21 protein-coding genes and 1 riboswitch are annotated in these 16628 nt (G+C 33.9%); of the genes, 1 reads left to right on the forward strand and 20 read right to left on the reverse strand.

Annotated features, from left to right (window positions below; genetic code table 11):
• Positions 1-10 precede the first annotated feature (10 nt).
• From thiE to CD135_RS05055, 6 genes are all read right to left on the reverse strand, one after another.
• Positions 11-655 carry a thiamine phosphate synthase gene (gene thiE / locus CD135_RS05030; RefSeq protein WP_103268927.1) on the reverse strand — a complete coding sequence of 215 codons (645 nt, stop codon included), beginning with the start codon at positions 653-655 and terminating at the stop codon, positions 11-13.
• Positions 655-1446 (reverse strand): hydroxyethylthiazole kinase, encoded by a 792-nt coding sequence (thiM, locus tag CD135_RS05035; RefSeq protein ID WP_103268928.1) that lies wholly within the window; start codon positions 1444-1446, stop codon positions 655-657. Before thiM ends, thiE begins: the two co-directional genes overlap by 1 nt.
• Positions 1439-2251, reverse strand: coding sequence for a bifunctional hydroxymethylpyrimidine kinase/phosphomethylpyrimidine kinase (gene thiD / locus CD135_RS05040; RefSeq protein ID WP_103268929.1), 813 nt, complete (start codon positions 2249-2251; stop codon positions 1439-1441). Before thiD ends, thiM begins: the two co-directional genes overlap by 8 nt.
• 2 nt (positions 2252-2253) lie before the next feature.
• A complete protein-coding gene (gene tenA / locus CD135_RS05045) occupies positions 2254-2934 on the reverse strand; it encodes a thiaminase II (RefSeq protein ID WP_103268930.1) in 681 nt (226 codons plus the stop codon).
• A 76-nt stretch (positions 2935-3010) separates the two neighbouring features.
• Positions 3011-3108: riboswitch (TPP riboswitch) on the reverse strand.
• Between the two features lie 145 nt (positions 3109-3253).
• Positions 3254-4120 (reverse strand): LysM peptidoglycan-binding domain-containing protein, encoded by an 867-nt coding sequence (locus CD135_RS05050; RefSeq protein ID WP_103268931.1) that lies wholly within the window; start codon positions 4118-4120, stop codon positions 3254-3256.
• A 470-nt stretch (positions 4121-4590) separates the two neighbouring features.
• Complete coding sequence (locus CD135_RS05055) at positions 4591-5172, reverse strand: single-stranded DNA-binding protein (RefSeq protein WP_016999714.1); 582 nt, start codon at positions 5170-5172, stop codon at positions 4591-4593.
• A 183-nt stretch (positions 5173-5355) separates the two neighbouring features.
• Here CD135_RS05055 and CD135_RS05060 point away from each other — a divergent pair, with 183 nt between their 5' ends.
• Positions 5356-5793 carry a YwpF family protein gene (locus CD135_RS05060; RefSeq protein WP_016999715.1) on the forward strand — a complete coding sequence of 146 codons (438 nt, stop codon included), beginning with the start codon at positions 5356-5358 and terminating at the stop codon, positions 5791-5793.
• A 94-nt stretch (positions 5794-5887) separates the two neighbouring features.
• Here the strand turns inward: CD135_RS05060 and fabZ are convergent, their stop codons facing one another.
• The 14 genes from fabZ to wecB all read right to left on the reverse strand — a co-directional run bounded on the left by fabZ (position 5888) and on the right by wecB (position 16617).
• A complete protein-coding gene (gene fabZ, locus CD135_RS05065; RefSeq protein WP_016998917.1) occupies positions 5888-6331 on the reverse strand; it encodes a 3-hydroxyacyl-ACP dehydratase FabZ in 444 nt (147 codons plus the stop codon).
• Positions 6331-6615, reverse strand: coding sequence for a DNA-directed RNA polymerase subunit beta (locus tag CD135_RS05070; protein ID WP_103268932.1), 285 nt, complete (start codon positions 6613-6615; stop codon positions 6331-6333). The genes fabZ and CD135_RS05070 overlap by 1 nt, the downstream gene beginning before the upstream one ends.
• A 1-nt stretch (position 6616) precedes the next feature.
• On the reverse strand, positions 6617-7912 hold the full coding sequence (gene murA / locus CD135_RS05075; RefSeq protein WP_103268933.1) for a UDP-N-acetylglucosamine 1-carboxyvinyltransferase: 1296 nt from the start codon (positions 7910-7912) through the stop codon (positions 6617-6619).
• A gap of 152 nt (positions 7913-8064) precedes the next feature.
• A complete protein-coding gene (locus CD135_RS05080; RefSeq protein ID WP_016998911.1) occupies positions 8065-8295 on the reverse strand; it encodes a DUF1146 family protein in 231 nt (76 codons plus the stop codon).
• A gap of 193 nt (positions 8296-8488) precedes the next feature.
• Complete coding sequence (locus tag CD135_RS05085) at positions 8489-8893, reverse strand: F0F1 ATP synthase subunit epsilon (protein WP_016998910.1); 405 nt, start codon at positions 8891-8893, stop codon at positions 8489-8491.
• A gap of 22 nt (positions 8894-8915) precedes the next feature.
• Positions 8916-10331 carry a F0F1 ATP synthase subunit beta gene (gene atpD / locus CD135_RS05090; protein WP_064204155.1) on the reverse strand — a complete coding sequence of 472 codons (1416 nt, stop codon included), beginning with the start codon at positions 10329-10331 and terminating at the stop codon, positions 8916-8918.
• A gap of 17 nt (positions 10332-10348) precedes the next feature.
• On the reverse strand, positions 10349-11218 hold the full coding sequence (atpG, locus tag CD135_RS05095; RefSeq protein WP_016998909.1) for an ATP synthase F1 subunit gamma: 870 nt from the start codon (positions 11216-11218) through the stop codon (positions 10349-10351).
• Positions 11219-11249: 31 nt separating this feature from the next.
• Positions 11250-12764, reverse strand: coding sequence for a F0F1 ATP synthase subunit alpha (gene atpA / locus CD135_RS05100; protein WP_016998908.1), 1515 nt, complete (start codon positions 12762-12764; stop codon positions 11250-11252).
• Between the two features lie 19 nt (positions 12765-12783).
• On the reverse strand, positions 12784-13323 hold the full coding sequence (locus CD135_RS05105) for a F0F1 ATP synthase subunit delta (RefSeq protein WP_103268934.1): 540 nt from the start codon (positions 13321-13323) through the stop codon (positions 12784-12786).
• Entirely contained in the window at positions 13323-13847 is a 525-nt protein-coding gene (locus CD135_RS05110; protein WP_016998906.1) for a F0F1 ATP synthase subunit B, read from the reverse strand. The genes CD135_RS05105 and CD135_RS05110 overlap by 1 nt, the downstream gene beginning before the upstream one ends.
• Positions 13848-13945: 98 nt before the next feature.
• The gene (atpE, locus tag CD135_RS05115; protein WP_016998905.1) at positions 13946-14164 is read right to left on the reverse strand and encodes a F0F1 ATP synthase subunit C; all 219 of its coding nucleotides are present in this window, start codon (positions 14162-14164) and stop codon (positions 13946-13948) included.
• Positions 14165-14215: 51 nt separating this feature from the next.
• The gene (gene atpB / locus CD135_RS05120; protein WP_016998904.1) at positions 14216-14938 is read right to left on the reverse strand and encodes a F0F1 ATP synthase subunit A; all 723 of its coding nucleotides are present in this window, start codon (positions 14936-14938) and stop codon (positions 14216-14218) included.
• Between the two features lie 30 nt (positions 14939-14968).
• Positions 14969-15319 carry an ATP synthase subunit I gene (locus CD135_RS05125; RefSeq protein ID WP_016998903.1) on the reverse strand — a complete coding sequence of 117 codons (351 nt, stop codon included), beginning with the start codon at positions 15317-15319 and terminating at the stop codon, positions 14969-14971.
• A gap of 161 nt (positions 15320-15480) precedes the next feature.
• The gene (gene wecB, locus CD135_RS05130; protein WP_064210830.1) at positions 15481-16617 is read right to left on the reverse strand and encodes a non-hydrolyzing UDP-N-acetylglucosamine 2-epimerase; all 1137 of its coding nucleotides are present in this window, start codon (positions 16615-16617) and stop codon (positions 15481-15483) included.
• Positions 16618-16628: the final 11 nt, after the last annotated feature.

A 16628-nucleotide genomic window follows, 5' to 3' on the forward strand; every position in this document is an offset into this window, starting at 1 on the left:
TATTTTAAATTTATAGTACTTTTTTATATTGATTATGAAAGCCCTTCACAGTTTGTTCAATATTTGTACTTTTTGCTATAGCTGAAATAATACTAACCCCATCCGCACCAGCGTTTATCAAAGGTATGACGTCAGCTTCTGTTATACCTCCAATAGCAACAATTGGTATATTTTCATCATATTTTCTTAAGTTAGAAATGAGGTCATAACCACCTTCTTCACCTGCATCACTTTTTGAAAGCGTTGAATGTATAGGACCTGTACCTATATAATCAACAAGTGAAACATCTGATAAATCATATTCTTCTTTATTAGCAACGCTTAATCCAATGATTTTATTTTCAAAATTATCTTTAAATAACGATACATTTTTATCGTCTTGTCCAACATGGATACCATCAGCATTTATTTTTAAGGCTAAATCGACATCGTCATTTACTATGAACGGTACATTATATTTTTTACATAGTTCAAATAATTGTTTCGCTAATGTTTCTTTGTCTTTGCCTGTTTTACTATTAGGTCCTTTTTCTCGATATTGAAACATTGTAATACCTGATTTTAATGCTTCCTCAAGAACAGTATATAAATTTTTGTTAGGGACGTCTTGGCTGCCTGCTATAAAATAAACTTTTAGCAATTCTTGTTTAAACATTATTTCACTTCTTTCACATTCTGTTTTTGCTTAACAATTTCATCCGTTATTGCATTCAATTGATCAATAAATGCAACTTTGAATGTACCTGGTAAATGTGCGCCGGATTGTTCACTCGCAATTTCGCTAGCGATATTATACGTTGATAATGCTTCTCCTAATAAATCTACTGTAATTTGTTTTTTATTTGCAAGAAAAGCACCCACTACAGCACCTAGTAAACATCCTCCACCAGTAATTTTTGTCAGCATTTCACTACCATTATTTAATTCTAAATATTGATTATTACATGCAATAACATCTGTTTTTCCTGTTAATATAATCGGTAAATTCAATTGTTTATGCGCTTTTTTAGCAATTTTTACTACGTCTAACGAATCATCACTATCTGTGCCTTTCATAGTTGTTTCTTCGTCAACTAAAGCTAATATTTCTGATGCGTTACCTCTTATTACATCAACTACTTGATCGTTAAGAAGTGTTTGGCAGAATGTCTTTCTAATTGTGGATGCTCCAACTGCAACTGGGTCTAGTACAACGGGCACTCCGTTATCATGCATTATTTTCGCATATTCTTTCATATCATATGCTTTATCGGTTGTAATTGTACCTATATTTACTAAAAAGGCGCTTGCTACTTTCGAAAATTCTTCCGCTTCTTCTGGTTCTTCACTCATAGCTGGACTTGCTCCTAGCGATATTAAACCGTTCGCTGTAAAGTTTTTTACAACATCATTTGTATAACATACTACGAGTGGTCCTGTTTCTCGAATATTTTGTAGTTTACTCATAATCCAATCCCTCTACTTTTTGATATGCGAAATGATTTACTGGTCCTCTACCTTTTCCTATTTCTGGCGTGTACTTAATTGCTAAAGTAATAAATCTCTTAGCTGTATTAACCGCTTCTTCTATCGTATGTCCTTTAGCTAATTCTGCTGTAATCACTGCGCTAAATGTACAACCAGTCCCGTGGGTGTGTTGCGTATCAAATCTTTCACTCTTCCAACTTCTTATACCCTCTTGTGTAAATAAATAATCAATAGCATCACCTTCTAAATGACCGCCTTTAATGACAACACCTTTAGAACCAACTTCATTTAAGAAAAATTCTCCAGCTTTTTTGATTTGTTCTTCTGTTTGAATTTTATACCCTGTTATATCTTCAGCTTCTGGTATATTTGGCGTTACCACAGTAGCTAATGGTAATAATATAGATTTTAATTTATTTTTACCTTTATCATCCATCAGTGAATCTCCACTTTTAGCGACCATTACAGGATCAATGACATAAGGTTTATTAGCTTGTTCAATATAAGGTTTGATTGTTTCCATCATTTCTTCTGATGCAATCATGCCCGTTTTTATTGCATCTGGCGTTTCATCATCGAATACACTTTTCAATTGAGATTCAAGTACTTCTATAGGTAAATGGTAGACATCTTGTACACCTAAAGTATTTTGAGAAACGATACTAGTTGGAACTGCCATTCCATATACTCCTGACGCTTGAAATGATTTTAAATCCGCCATGATACCTGCTCCGCCCGTTGGGTCGGTACCAGCAATCGATAACGCAATGTTTGGTTTTTTCATATTTATCTCTCCTCAAATTTCCATTTTTCTTGAATATACGACATGTTGAAGAAATTGCGTTCATGAACAGTGCTTTCTAAAAAATTTCTTTCGACTAGTTCTATTTCTGCTTTAGATGCATTTTCACTAAAAGTATCGAGCCAGTTGTCTAGTACGTCCATTAGTTCATCCATACCTTTATAGTAAAATTTAAACCATTCTTGTAACTTATGATTAGACGAAAAATTATTTCTCTCAATAGCTAGTTGAGCTATCCTTCTATATACATATGGACATGGTGCCATAGCTGCTACAGTATAAGCAACATTTTCATGTGCGTACGCATTATAATACATATGCTTAATATAGTGATCTGCAGTAGGATACCATGCCCCATCTTTTATTACTTCATGATAACCTTCACCGATATAATCCGCTAATATTTGATGAGCTCCTACTTCCCCTGAAGAAGCGAATTCTATTTGTTCTAATAAAAATTTCAACTCTTCTTTAGAGTCTATTTTAGGAATTAATAGCGCATAGATTTTAGCAAATTCATTTAAATATCTGGCATCCGCTTTTAAATAATGCTTTACAGCTTCTGCTGAAATGTCATCATTTACAAACCCTTGAATGAATCCATCATTATATATTTCTTCAATAATTGGTTCTACTTTTTGTTGTAACTGCTCAGAAAAACGCATGTTATCTCTCCTAATAATTTTTTAAATAAAAAAATGACTTCTTTCGTATAAAAAGAAGTCAATTAAAAGTAGAGTATACGTTAATTGACCACTTTCCTACGTTGGCATTATCCAAATCAGGTATAAGGGACTGAACGAATTCATCTCAGCCTATAGGCGCCCCTAGTAGTCATTCCTTTATTCAATTACTTTAAGATTATCAAATACATTTATAATGGTCAAATTAAACAACATTAGTAAAATATAAAAAATCGCCTAGGATATTTCCTAGACGATTGAATTAATATTATTTATATAACTTGAAAATTAAGCTTTTAGCTTACCACCAATTGTTTTGAGCACGGAAAGCTATTGCTGCGTCAACAGAACCATAACGTTGTTTCGCGTAGTTTAACATACCTTTAGTTTGTGTAGCTACAGAACCAGTTCCCCATGATTCTTTAGTTTGACCTAAACCTTGGTAACCGTTAGGGCTTACCGCATTTGGATTACCACTTGATTCTGGTAATACAATTGTATTCCACATTGCTTCAGTTCCACCTGCAGCTAAGAATTGAGCTTTAGTAGATCCACCAGTGCTAGCCGATTGAGCTTTAGTAGATCCACCAGTGCTAGCCGATTGAGCTGGCGCTTTATATGAAGTTTGTGAAGTTTGAACTTTATTATATGTTGGTTGAGCTGGTGCTTTGTATGATTGTGTTGGTGCTTGATAGTTAGCTTGGTAAGCTGGTGCTTCAACTTGTGTTTCAGTTTGTTGAACCGGAGCTTGTTGAGCTACTGGAGCTGTTGCTGGTTCAGCTGATTGTGCTGGTGCTTGTAATGATAAAGTTTGACCAACAACAATTAGATCTGAATTTAAGTTGTTCCATGCTTTCAATTGAGATACTGTTACATCATATTTAGATGCAATTTTCCCTAAAGTATCTCCTGAAACTACAGTGTATTCTGTAGTCGCTTCAGTATTTTCTGCTTTCGCTTCATTAACTTTAATTACTTGGTTAGGTAAGATTAAGTTTGAATTTAAACCATTGTCCGCTTTAAGTGCGTCAACTGTTGTTCCGTATTGTTTAGAGATCTCAAATAAAGTGTCTCCCGATTTTACTGTATGAGTTGCTGCATCAGCTGTAGCTGTTACCCCTGTCGTAACTGCAACTGCTGCTGTTGAAACTGATAATAATTTTTTCATGATTGAATATTTCCTCCTGTAAGGTTATCTCTTTATTTATGATTTTTACTTTATAAACTATATCATTAAATTTGATGACATAGGTTACAACCATATGAAAAATTACAGCCAATTATTACAATTGTATTACATAAATCTCAAGAATATTTTACAGCTATATACTTTCTTGAGAACTTTCATGAAAGTATTCTTTTAAGTTGTGTAAAATTAATTAAAGTGCAATTTGTAACACCACTGTAATTGGTTACACAATTATAATTAAACTCTTAAGTCATATATAAACTACTTATAAAATATAAAATACTTCCCACAAATTTTAGAATAAGTTTGTAGGAAGTAATTAAACGTCCAATAATTTGAACAATTTAATAAGCGTCTGGCTATATATATTCTAGACACACTGGAATATAGAATCGAGAGTATTTTAGTTTTGGAAGACTATTTTTATTAATAGAGGAATTAGAATGAATCTATGATTTTACTACCATAGATTTATTCGAGGTTTGTGGTTGTTCAGATGTGTCTGTTTCATCATGTATAATTTCAATCATTTTATTATACTGTTTATAAACTTCATCTTGCGACAAGTTATCTTGTTCGTTCTCTTTGGCCTTTTGTTCAGCTGTATTTCTTTCATCGCTCATTCTAACAGATAGTTCTTCTGAATAAGTGTCAGCACTTTCACTTATTAAATCACTTATCTCTTCTTTAGATTGAGGGACACCTTTCCTATTTGTTGAAGGCATATTTAAAAACTTTATCGTTTCACAAATAATTTCAGTAATATATTGCTTTTTATCATCTTTAATATATACACGTGTTTGTATTTGGCCTGTTAAAGCTATTAATTGACCTTTCTTCGTATATTGATGAATGTTATAAGCTAATTTCCCAAAAGCTTTGCACACAATAAAGTCAACAACCATATTACCTTCTTTAGATTTATAACCCCTTTCAACTGCTAAACAAAATGTAGAAATGATAGTGTCACCTTTCTTAAAATAGGCAGGGTCTTTAGTTAACCTCCCAACTAAAACAGATTTATTAAGCATATCTTTCACCTCCTTATATTTTTAATATAAGGAATCAACATTTTTACGTCAAAATCCATTTTTTTATATTTTCCATCATAATTTTCAACAATATCCTTAGAATATTGTTATTTACTTAAAAAGTGCTTTATAATAGAACACAAAGTTAAACATTCGTAGTTTTAACATTTAAGGGGGATGTTTATGAAAACATTTAAAGCAGTTCGCTTTCAAATCGTAAATGATGAACAGATTACAGAATATGAATTGTTAGATGGTATTATTATAAATAAAGAAAATAGTGGAACAGGTTGGTTATTAGAAATTTTAATCTCTGATATTCATTATGAACAAATGAAAGAATATCATGACACTCAAAAATTATTAGACACACGCGTCGTTATTACAAGACCATCTAATGATCCTGCATTATTTGATGCGACTATAAAATATATAGAGCAATTAGATGAAAAAATTTCAGTAGTATTTGAATGTCATATTTATACTTTAAGACAAGTTTATGCTGAACGATTACTAGAACAACTAATAGAAGAAGGATTAACAGGTGAAGAACTTAAAACTTCATTTAATCGACTTATGCAATCTAAACCAAAATTAAAAGATGAAAAAAGTAATATATAATAAAGAGTGAGATATAAATTTCTCGACTATTTACAACAAATAAAGCCACACCATTGAACATTCAATGGTGTGGCTTTATACATCTATATATTTTTTATTTTTGATCCACAAGTGCAAAGCTAATTTCACAACTACATGCAACTTCTCCATCTACTGTTGCTTTAGCAGTACCTTTTCCTATTGGACCTTTAATTCTATTGATTTCTACTTCTAATCTTAGCGTGTCACCAGGCACTACTTGTCTCTTAAATCGACACTTATCGATTCCTGCAAACATAGCTAACTTACCTTGGTTTTCTTCTAATCGTAGCATTGCTACTGCACCTGTTTGCGCTAAAGCTTCAACGATTAGTACGCCAGGCATTACGGCATAATCAGGAAAATGACCTTGGAAGAAAGGCTCATTTCCAGATACTTGCTTAATACCAACACAACGTTTACCATCTTCTAATTCTACAATTTTATCTAATAATAAAAATGGATAACGATGAGGTATTATTTTTTTAATTTCATTATAATCGTAAATAATTTCTTCCATCATGAACTCCTTCCTGTTAATTCAAAGATGTGCTGCCAAGTTTCAGGTTTAAATACACCAAATGGATTATGCAAAATGCCATAACCAATCATAGTCCCGACAACAAATAGCAAGACCATTAAAATTAGCAATATAAGTAATTTCATCCATAACGGTATTACACGATGTTCAACTTCAATACCTTGAATCGTTTCAACTCTACTCGTTTGAATTTTTTCTTTAAACCTTTTAAATGGCGACTTTCTATTTTTTTCGTCAGTTCTCGATGATTGTGTTTCAGTCATACTAAACCCTCGCTTTATCTTTTAACTTGCCTTCATCATTAATGCGTTCTACATCTGCACCTAATGTTTTTAGTTTACCATGAAAATCAACATAACCTCTATCTAAATGTTTAAGTTCTGTAACATTTGTATAACCATCAGATACTAGTCCAGCAAGTATAAGTGCTGCACCTGCTCTTAAGTCTGTTGCTTTTACATCTGCACCTTGTAAGTCATCATGTCCCGTAATCATAGCACTTCTATCGTTAATAAATATATCAGCATTCATACGTTTAAATTCTTCAACATGCATGAATCTATTTTCAAAGACAGTTTCAGTTATTTTACTTGTTCCGTTAGCAGTTAATAACAACGCCATAATTTGAGATTGCATATCCGTAGGGAAACCAGGATGTGGCATCGTTTTAACATCGATAGCTTTAATTTCACCAGGCACTTGAATATTTAAACCATCTTTAATTTCTGTTATTTGAACACCAGCTTCTTCTAGTTTCGAAACTAAGCTTGACATATGTTCTCTTATTGCTCCGATTACATTTATATTACCTCTTGTAATAGCACCAGCGATCATAAATGTACCAGCTTCAATTCTATCAGGAATAATAGAATGCTCCGCACCTACTAAATGATCAACTCCAATTATTTTAATTGTATCCGTACCTGCTCCATGTACTTGAGCACCCATTTCATTTAAATAATTAGCTAAGTCAACTATTTCTGGTTCTCTAGCAACGTTTTGTATTTCAGTTTTTCCGTCTGCTAATACAGCTGCCATCATAATATTTTGAGTAGCACCAACGCTTGGGAAATCTAAATAAATTTTACTGCCTTTTAAACCATTAGGTGTAGTTGCTTCTATAAATCCATTATGTAATTCTATTTCAGCACCCAATGCTTCGAAGCCCTTTAAATGTTGTTCAATTGGTCTTGATCCAATTGCACAACCTCCAGGTAAAGCAACTCTAGCATGACCTTCTCTTGCTAATAATGGACCCATTACTAATATGCTTGCTCTCATTTTGCTTACATATTCATAAGGTGCCTCTATTTTTAAAGGATTAGATGAATCAACCTTTACAGTATTATTATCTGCCTCATATTCTATTTCTGCATTTAAATGTGTTAATACGTTATTTATTGTATCAACATCACTTAACTTTGGTACATTCGTTAAAACGCTTTGACCTTCAGACGGTAAAAGTGTAGCTGTCAATATAGGTAGAACTGCGTTTTTAGCCCCTTCTACAACAACTGTTCCTTCTAGACGTTTCCCGCCTTTTACGACGATTTTATCCATATAATTGTCCTCCACAAATACATCACTATTATTTAATTTACAAAAGTATATATATATTAAATACACACTTTTAATTAATCATAAACATTCACCAAAACATTATACTACTTTTTTGTTCTTTTTACATACATTTATGTATTTTCTTGTAATTTTTAGAAAAGTAATTTTAATTGTAACGAATATTGGAGGATATCTAAAATAAAACGACTCAGACTTGTACCTAATAAAACAGCTAAAATGATTATAAATGTTTGAGCTTGCGCTATATGATTTTTCTTGAAAATTTGCTCTAACCTAACGCCTTGTAACGCCCAAAAAGCTAAACATACACATACAACATGAAGAATTAATCCTATAATACCTAATTGACCATAATATTCCATACTCTCAATCCTTTCACTAGAACAAAGGGAGTGGGACAGATATTTCATTTTCCTAAAAATATTTCATAGTCCCATCCCGGCAAAGATGACCAGAATTGAAATAACTTTGATATAAGCGTATTTTCAGTCCAGTCAGCTACTGCCATTATAATAAATTAGGCTGAGACATATATTTTTGTCTCAGCCTGTATAATTATCTAAATTTAGCCACTTCAATTCGATTAATTGCACGACTTAACGCGCGTTCAGCACGTCTATAATCAACATCATCACGATTACTATGTAATCGTTCTTCTGCACGTTCTTTAGAATTAATCGCACGTTCTTTATCTATATCCTCAGCTGTTTCAGCTGACTGAACTAGAACAGTAACTTTATCAGTTCTTACTTCAACAAATCCTTCGGAAACAGCTAAATACTCTGTACCACTTGCTTTGTTTACTTTAACATATCCTGTTTTTAATGCTGCAACAGTTGGAATATGGCCAGCCATTACACCCATTTCTCCAGTTTCAGTATGTAAAACAACAAGTTCAACATCTTTTGCTGAGTAAACAGATCCATTAGGAGTGACAACATCTAAGGTAAATGTATTCATTTTCCATTCCTCCTAATTAGTATTAGACCTCTACACCCATGTTTTTAGCATTTTCAAGAACTGCTTCGATACCACCGACTAAACGGAAAGCATCTTCTGGTATATGGTCATATTGTCCCTCTAGTATTGCTTTGAAATCTTGTACAGTTTGACTAACTGGTACATATGATCCTTTTTGGCCAGTAAATTGTTCTGCTACATGGAAGTTTTGAGATAAGAAGAATTGAATACGACGAGCACGTTCAACTGTTTTCTTATCATCATCTGATAATTCATCCATACCAAGGATAGCTATGATATCTTGTAATTCTCTATACTTTTGTAAAGTCTGTTGAACACGACGTGCAACGTCATAATGCTCGTCACCAACAATTTCAGGTGTTAAGGCACGCGACGTTGAAGCCAAAGGATCAACCGCTGGGTATATACCCATTTCTGTTAATTTACGCTCAAGGTTTGTAGTTGCATCTAAGTGAGCGAAAGCAGTAGCTGGCGCTGGGTCAGTATAGTCATCGGCTGGTACGAATACCGCTTGAATAGATGTAACTGATCCTTTATTAGTAGATGTAATACGTTCTTGTAATTGTCCCATCTCAGTAGCAAGAGTTGGTTGATAACCAACTGCTGAAGGCATACGACCTAATAATGCAGAAACTTCAGAACCTGCTTGAGTAAAGCGGAAGATGTTATCAATGAATAATAATACATCTTGTCCTTGTTCATCACGGAAGTATTCAGCCATAGTTAAACCTGATAATGCAACTCTAGCACGAGCGCCTGGTGGTTCGTTCATTTGTCCAAAGACCATTGCCGTTTTCTTAATAACGCCTGAATCGCTCATTTCATAGTATAAGTCGTTACCTTCACGTGTACGTTCACCTACACCTGCGAATACAGAAATACCACCATGCTCTTGAGCAATATTATTAATTAATTCTTGAATAAGAACTGTTTTACCTACACCGGCACCACCGAATAGACCGATTTTACCACCTTTAATATATGGCGCTAATAAGTCTACTACTTTAATTCCAGTTTCAAGAATTTCTACTTTTGTAGATAAATCTTCAAACTTAGGAGCTAAACGATGAATAGGGTCACGACGAACACTTTCATCAAGCTCTTCACCTAAATCAATTTTTTCACCTAAAACATTAAACACACGACCTAATGTAGCATCTCCAACCGGTACTGAAATAGCTTTACCAGTGTCTACTACTTCTTGACCACGTTTCACACCATCAGTTGATGCCATAGCTATTGTACGTACAACATCATCACCAAGGTGTAATGCAACTTCTAATGCTAAATTAAAAGTGTTACCGTCGGGACGGTCTACTTTAATTGTCAAAGCATTATTAAGTTCCGGCAATTCACCATGTGGGAAACGTACGTCAATAACTGGCCCTGTAATTTGCGTTACTCGGCCTAATCCCATGTAAATTCCTCCTAATCTTATTCTAGTGCAGCTGCTCCGCCTACAATCTCAGTAATTTGTTGAGTAATTGCAGCTTGTCTAGCTCTGTTATATTGTATTGATAATTCGTCAATTAATTCAGAAGCATTGTCTGTAGCATTTTTCATAGCCGTCATTCTAGAAGCATGCTCACTTGCTTTACCGTCTAATACAGCACCATAGATTAAACTAATAGCATATTGTGGTAATATAACTTCTAAAATAGTTTCTTTATCTGGTTCGAATTCGTAGCCAGCCATTAAGCTTGAACCTTTTCCTGTATCTTCATCAGATAAAGGTAGTATCCTTTTAGACCTAACTTGTTGCTCAAGAACACTTACAAAGTGACTATAGTATAAAGTCAGTTCATCGTAGAATTCTTCGTTGAATAAGTCTACTGCTTTTTCAGTTAAAGCTTGAACATCTTTAAAAGTAGGTTGATCTGGTAATCCCGTATATTCTTCAACAACATTATAATCTCTGTTCTTCAAGAAATCTCGACCTACACGACCTACTACAACAATTGCATATTCATCTGGGTTGTTGTTATGTTTTTCTTTAATATCATTTACTAAATTTTTTAATATATTTGCACTATATGGTCCTGCTAATCCTTTGTCAGAAGTTATCACTAAATAACCTGAACGTTTTACTTCTCGTTTTTTAAGCATCGGATGAGATACATCCGAACTTTTAGAAGCAATAGCTGTTATTGCATCTTGCATTTTATTCATATAAGGTTCAAATGCACTTGCGTTTTCTTCAGCTCTACGTAATTTAGAATTAGAAACCATGTTCATTGCTTTTGTAATTTGACTCGTACTTTGCGTAGAAGTGATTCTTCCTTTGATTTCTCTAAGTGAAGCCACAATTTCACCACCTTTTATTTAAAGCTTAATATTACTCTACTTGAGATTTATTAAATACTTTTTTGAATCCTTCGATAGCAGAAACAAATTTATCATCAGATGGTAATTGTTTTGTTTCGCGAATTTCTTTATATAAATCGCTAGCATTAGAATCGATCCAATTTAAGAATTCATCTTCAAATCTTGTAATGTCTACAACAGGAATGTCATCTAAATGACCTTTAGTCAATGCGTATAAGATAACAACTTGTCGTTCAACAGATAATGGTTTATTTTGATCTTGTTTAAGTACTTCTACTGTACGTTTACCACGTTCTAATTTCGCTTTAGTTGCAGCATCTAAGTCTGAACCGAATTGAGCAAATGACTCTAATTCACGATAAGAAGCTAAGTCTAAACGTAAAGTACCAGCAACTTTCTTCATTGCTTTAATTTGTGCCGAACCACCAACACGTGAAACTGATAAACCTGCGTTAATCGCTGGTCTTACACCTGAGAAGAATAAGTCTGATTGTAAGAATATTTGACCGTCTGTAATTGAAATAACGTTTGTCGGTACGTAAGCAGAGATATCACCTGCTTGCGTTTCAACGAAAGGTAATGCAGTAATTGAACCGCCACCTAATTCATCATTCAATTTAGCAGCACGTTCTAATAAACGACTGTGTAAGTAGAATACGTCACCTGGATAAGCTTCACGGCCTGGCGGACGACGTAGTAATAATGATAATTCACGGTAAGCTGCCGCTTGTTTCGTTAAATCATCATAAACAACTAATACGTGTTTACCATTGAACATGAACTCTTCACCCATAGCTACACCAGAATAAGGTGCAATATACAGTAAAGGAGCAGGTTGAGCTGCAGATGCTGATACAACGATTGTGTAATCTAATGCACCATGTCTACGTAATGTTTCAACTGCTGTACGAACTGTAGATTCTTTTTGACCTATAGCTACGTATATACAAATCATATCTTGGTCTTTTTGGTTTAAAATAGTGTCGATTGCTACAGTAGTTTTACCTGTTTGACGGTCACCGATGATTAACTCACGTTGTCCACGTCCAATTGGTACTAATGCATCAATCGCTTTAATACCAGTTTGTAGAGGTTCATCTACTGATTTACGATCCATAACACCTGTTGCAGGTGATTCTACAGGGCGTGTTTTAGAAGTGTTAATTGGACCTTGTCCATCTATTGGCTGTCCTAAAGGATTCACAACACGTCCGATTAATTCTTCGCCTACTGGTACTTCCATGATACGTCCAGTACGCTTAACTTCATCGCCTTCTTTAATACCTTCTGCAGGTCCTAAAATGACGATACCTACGTTATTTTCTTCTAAGTTTTGTGCCAAACCTAAAACGCCAGTATGAAACTCTAAAAGTTCACCAGCCATAACATCATTCAAGCCATGAGCTAATGCAATACCATCCCCGACTTGGATAACTGTACCAACATCGGTAACTGACATTTCAGACTCATAGTTTTCAATTTGAGAGCGTAATAAAGCACTGATTTCTTCAGCTTTAATGGCCATCTATGTCACTCCTTAATAATTATTTCATTTGATGAAATGATTTTGTTAATTGATTTAAATCATTCTGAATCGAGCCGTCGTAAACTTTCGTACCTATCGTTACACGAACACCGCCAATTAAAGAATCATTTATTTCATTTTCTAAAATTAATTTCTTTAAACCTGTACGCTTAATAAAAACTTTCCCTATTTCATCTAATTCTTCGTTAGATAACGGATAGACAGATTCAACTTTCATTAAATCTTGACTATGTACTTGATTATAAATATTTCTATAATCTATAAAAACACTAGGAATTAAAGACAATTTGTTGTTATTAGCTAATAAGAATAATGTGTTCATTAAAGGTTTAGATATGCCTTTGAATACATTTTCAACTAAAGCTTGTCTGTCTTCTTGAGCTAACTTTGGATTATAATCTATAGCCTTAATTTCATCTAGATTTGGTTTCACACTATTTTCTAGCGTTTCGAGTTCGTTTAATATTGTGTCTTCTATGTTATGTTCTTCTGCTACATCATATAAAGCTTGGGCATATTTTTGACTTATATTCGCCATTATTTTTCCCCTGCCTCTTTAATGTATTTTTCAACAAGTTCTTTTTGATCTTGTTCAGAAATCTCTTTATTAATTACTTTAGAAGCTATTAATACAGAAAGTTCAGATACACGATTATTAATATCAGCAATTGCTCTTTGTTTCTCTTGCTGAATCTCTGCTTGTGCTGATTGAATTAACCCATTTGCTTTAACATTTGCATCACTTATAATTTGCTCTTGTTGTACTTTAGCTTGATGTTTTGCATCATCAAGAATTGTTTGTACTTCTTCTTGAGTCTTTTTAAGGATGTCTCTATTTTCTTCTTCTAATTTTTTTGCATTTACCTTTGCTGCTTGAGCGTCATCAATATCTTTATTGATAGTTTCTTCACGTTCATCCATTATGGATTTCAATGGTCCCCAAGCATATTTCTTTAATAAAGCTAACAGGATTAAAAACGTGATTAATGTGAATAAAGCTGTTCCCCATTCAACGCCACTGCCTGTTGCACCTAAAACCAATACGTTATGATCCACTGCCAATTACACTCCTTTCATTGCAAGTCAAGGTTCTAACACCTCATAAATGAATGGCGAAATCCTTTTTAGATAGACTCCGCCTGTTCTAAAAATATGTTAGCTTATCGGTTCATTACCATGAATGCTACTACAACTGCAATGATAGGTAGGGCTTCAACTAAACCAACACCGATAAACATAATTGTCATTAATGGACCACGTGCTTCTGGTTGACGTGCAACACCTTCAACTGTTCTTGAAACGATAAGACCGTTACCAATACCTGCTCCTAATGCTGCTAAACCGATTGCGATTGCCGCTGCTAATACACCTAAACTCATTATAATTTTCCTCCTAGAATTAAAAATATTAATTGTTTTTTAAATTTTATATTAATGATCTTCTGCCACTTTGTGGGACATATAAACCATTGATAACATTACAAATATGTACGCTTGAATTGAACCTATAAAAATTGAGAATGCTTGCCATACCATAGCAGGTAAAAATGCGCCTAAAACTCCTAAAGCGCCGCCAGCAGCTAAAGTACCTAGTAAACCTAATAATACTTCACCTGCAAATATATTACCGTACAAACGTAGACCAAGCGTCAATGTTGAAGCAAATTCTTCAACAATTTTGAATGGTACCATTAAAGCTACCGGTTGAACGAACGATTTTAAATATCCACTCGTTCCACGCATTTTCACACCGTAGAAGTGTGTGAGCAATACCATTAAAGTAGCTAATGTTAATGTCACAGTAGGATCTGCTGTTGGTGATTTCCACCATAATGTGTGTCCTACAACAATTGAGAATGGAAGTCCTAACATATTAGAAACAAAAATAAATAATATTAATGTTACTGCAAGGAAATGGAATTTCCCTCCCTCTTTCCATGCCATATTACTTTGAATGATGCCTTTAACGAAGTCAAAAATCCATTCAATAAAGTTTTGAGCACCAGAAGGTCTTACTTTTAAATTTCTAGTACAAGCTACAGCTATCGCAAAAACGATAATTGCTGAAACTACTATCATTAAGACACTTGAAAGATTGAATATTAAGTCAAACCCTCCAAAATTGATGGACCACAAAGGTGATTCGTGTTCCATATTTTCACCTCTTTTCACAATTTTAATTATTTAATCGAGATTTTTGAGTGACCTAAACATGATTAACACATATGCAATCATCAGCCCTACTAAAATTCCGATAATATCAACAATTATTGGATATTTAAGCCAGAAACAACATGCAACAATAGTTACAAGGTACCTTACCCAGTTTCCAGTTGATAATTGTAATGATTCAGCATTTTTTGCTCGATTGAGGTAAACTTCCCATGAAAACAAGTTAACAGCTGATGCTATTGTTCCAATTATTAGTCCTAAAATGAACTCATGTTTCAAGAAGAAATAAACGACAACTAGAAAAATAACGAAGAAAATAAAATACTGTAAATAAGACTTGAAAAAGCCCTTGAAATCAAACATACAGCTGAAACTCCTTTAATTAGTTGTATATCTTTGAAAACCGTTTCATCACACAATTTTCATGATAATATAGTGGCCTTATAGTGTCAATGCTATGTCAAAAATAGAAAACAAATTTTTGTCATTTTTTTGTCACAGAATTGACACAAACCACTTCTAACTTATTTTGTTTTGAACGGTGCAGGTGCTTCAGTCAAAATATCAAAATAATACTTAATATTTTCACATATTCTCTTAGATGCTAAGCCATCACCATATGGATTTTGAGCAATGCTCATGCTTTCATATGAAGATTGATCATTTAATAGTTTTTTCGTTTCGTTGTAGACATCCTCTTCTTCTACGCCAACTAGTTTTAACGTACCAGCTTCCACCCCTTCTGGGCGCTCAGTTGTATCTCTCAATACAAGGACTGGCTTCCCAAGTGAAGGTGCTTCTTCTTGTACACCGCCAGAATCAGTAAGAATCAAATGAGAATTTGCCGCAAAGTTATGAAAATCAATAACTTCTAATGGCTCTATTAGTTCGATACGATTATGATCACTTAATAATTGTCCAGCTATATCTCTGACCTTTGGATTTTTATGCATTGGGTATACAACGACAACATCTTCATGCTCTTCAACAATACGTCTAACAGCTTTGAAGATATTTTCCATTGGTTTACCAATATTTTCACGTCTATGCGCTGTTAACAACACGATGCGTTTATCTTTATGGCGGTTAATGATTTCACTTTCGTAATTTTCACTAACCGTTGTTGATAATGCATCAATAGCTGTATTACCTGTAACAACAATAGATTCGTCTTTTTTATTTTCTTGAAGTAAATTATGTTTAGACTGATCAGTTGGTGAGAAGTGTAAATCAGCAAGGACCCCCGTCATTTGTCGATTCATTTCTTCTGGGAATGGAGAATACTTATTCCAAGTTCTTAAGCCTGCTTCAACGTGGCCAATTGCGACTTCGTTATAAAAAGCAGCTAAGCTACCAGCAAAAGTAGTAGTTGTATCTCCATGTACCAATATCATATCTGGTTTCGCTTCTTGAATAACACTTTCAAGTCCACCTAGCACTCTAGAAGTTACTTCAGAAAGTGTTTGCCCTTGTTTCATGATATTCAAATCATAATCTGGTGTGATATCAAATGTTTCAAGAACTGAGTCCAGCATTTCTCTATGTTGTGCAGTCACAACTACAATTGGTTGTAACTCCGGATCATTTTTCAGTTCTGAAACCAAAGGTGCCATTTTAATAGCTTCAGGTCGCGTACCAAATATCGTCATAATTTTCTTCATTGTAATAAAAT

This window comes from Mammaliicoccus lentus (genome assembly GCF_002902755.1).
Classification (GTDB): Bacteria; Bacillota; Bacilli; order Staphylococcales; family Staphylococcaceae; genus Mammaliicoccus; species Mammaliicoccus lentus.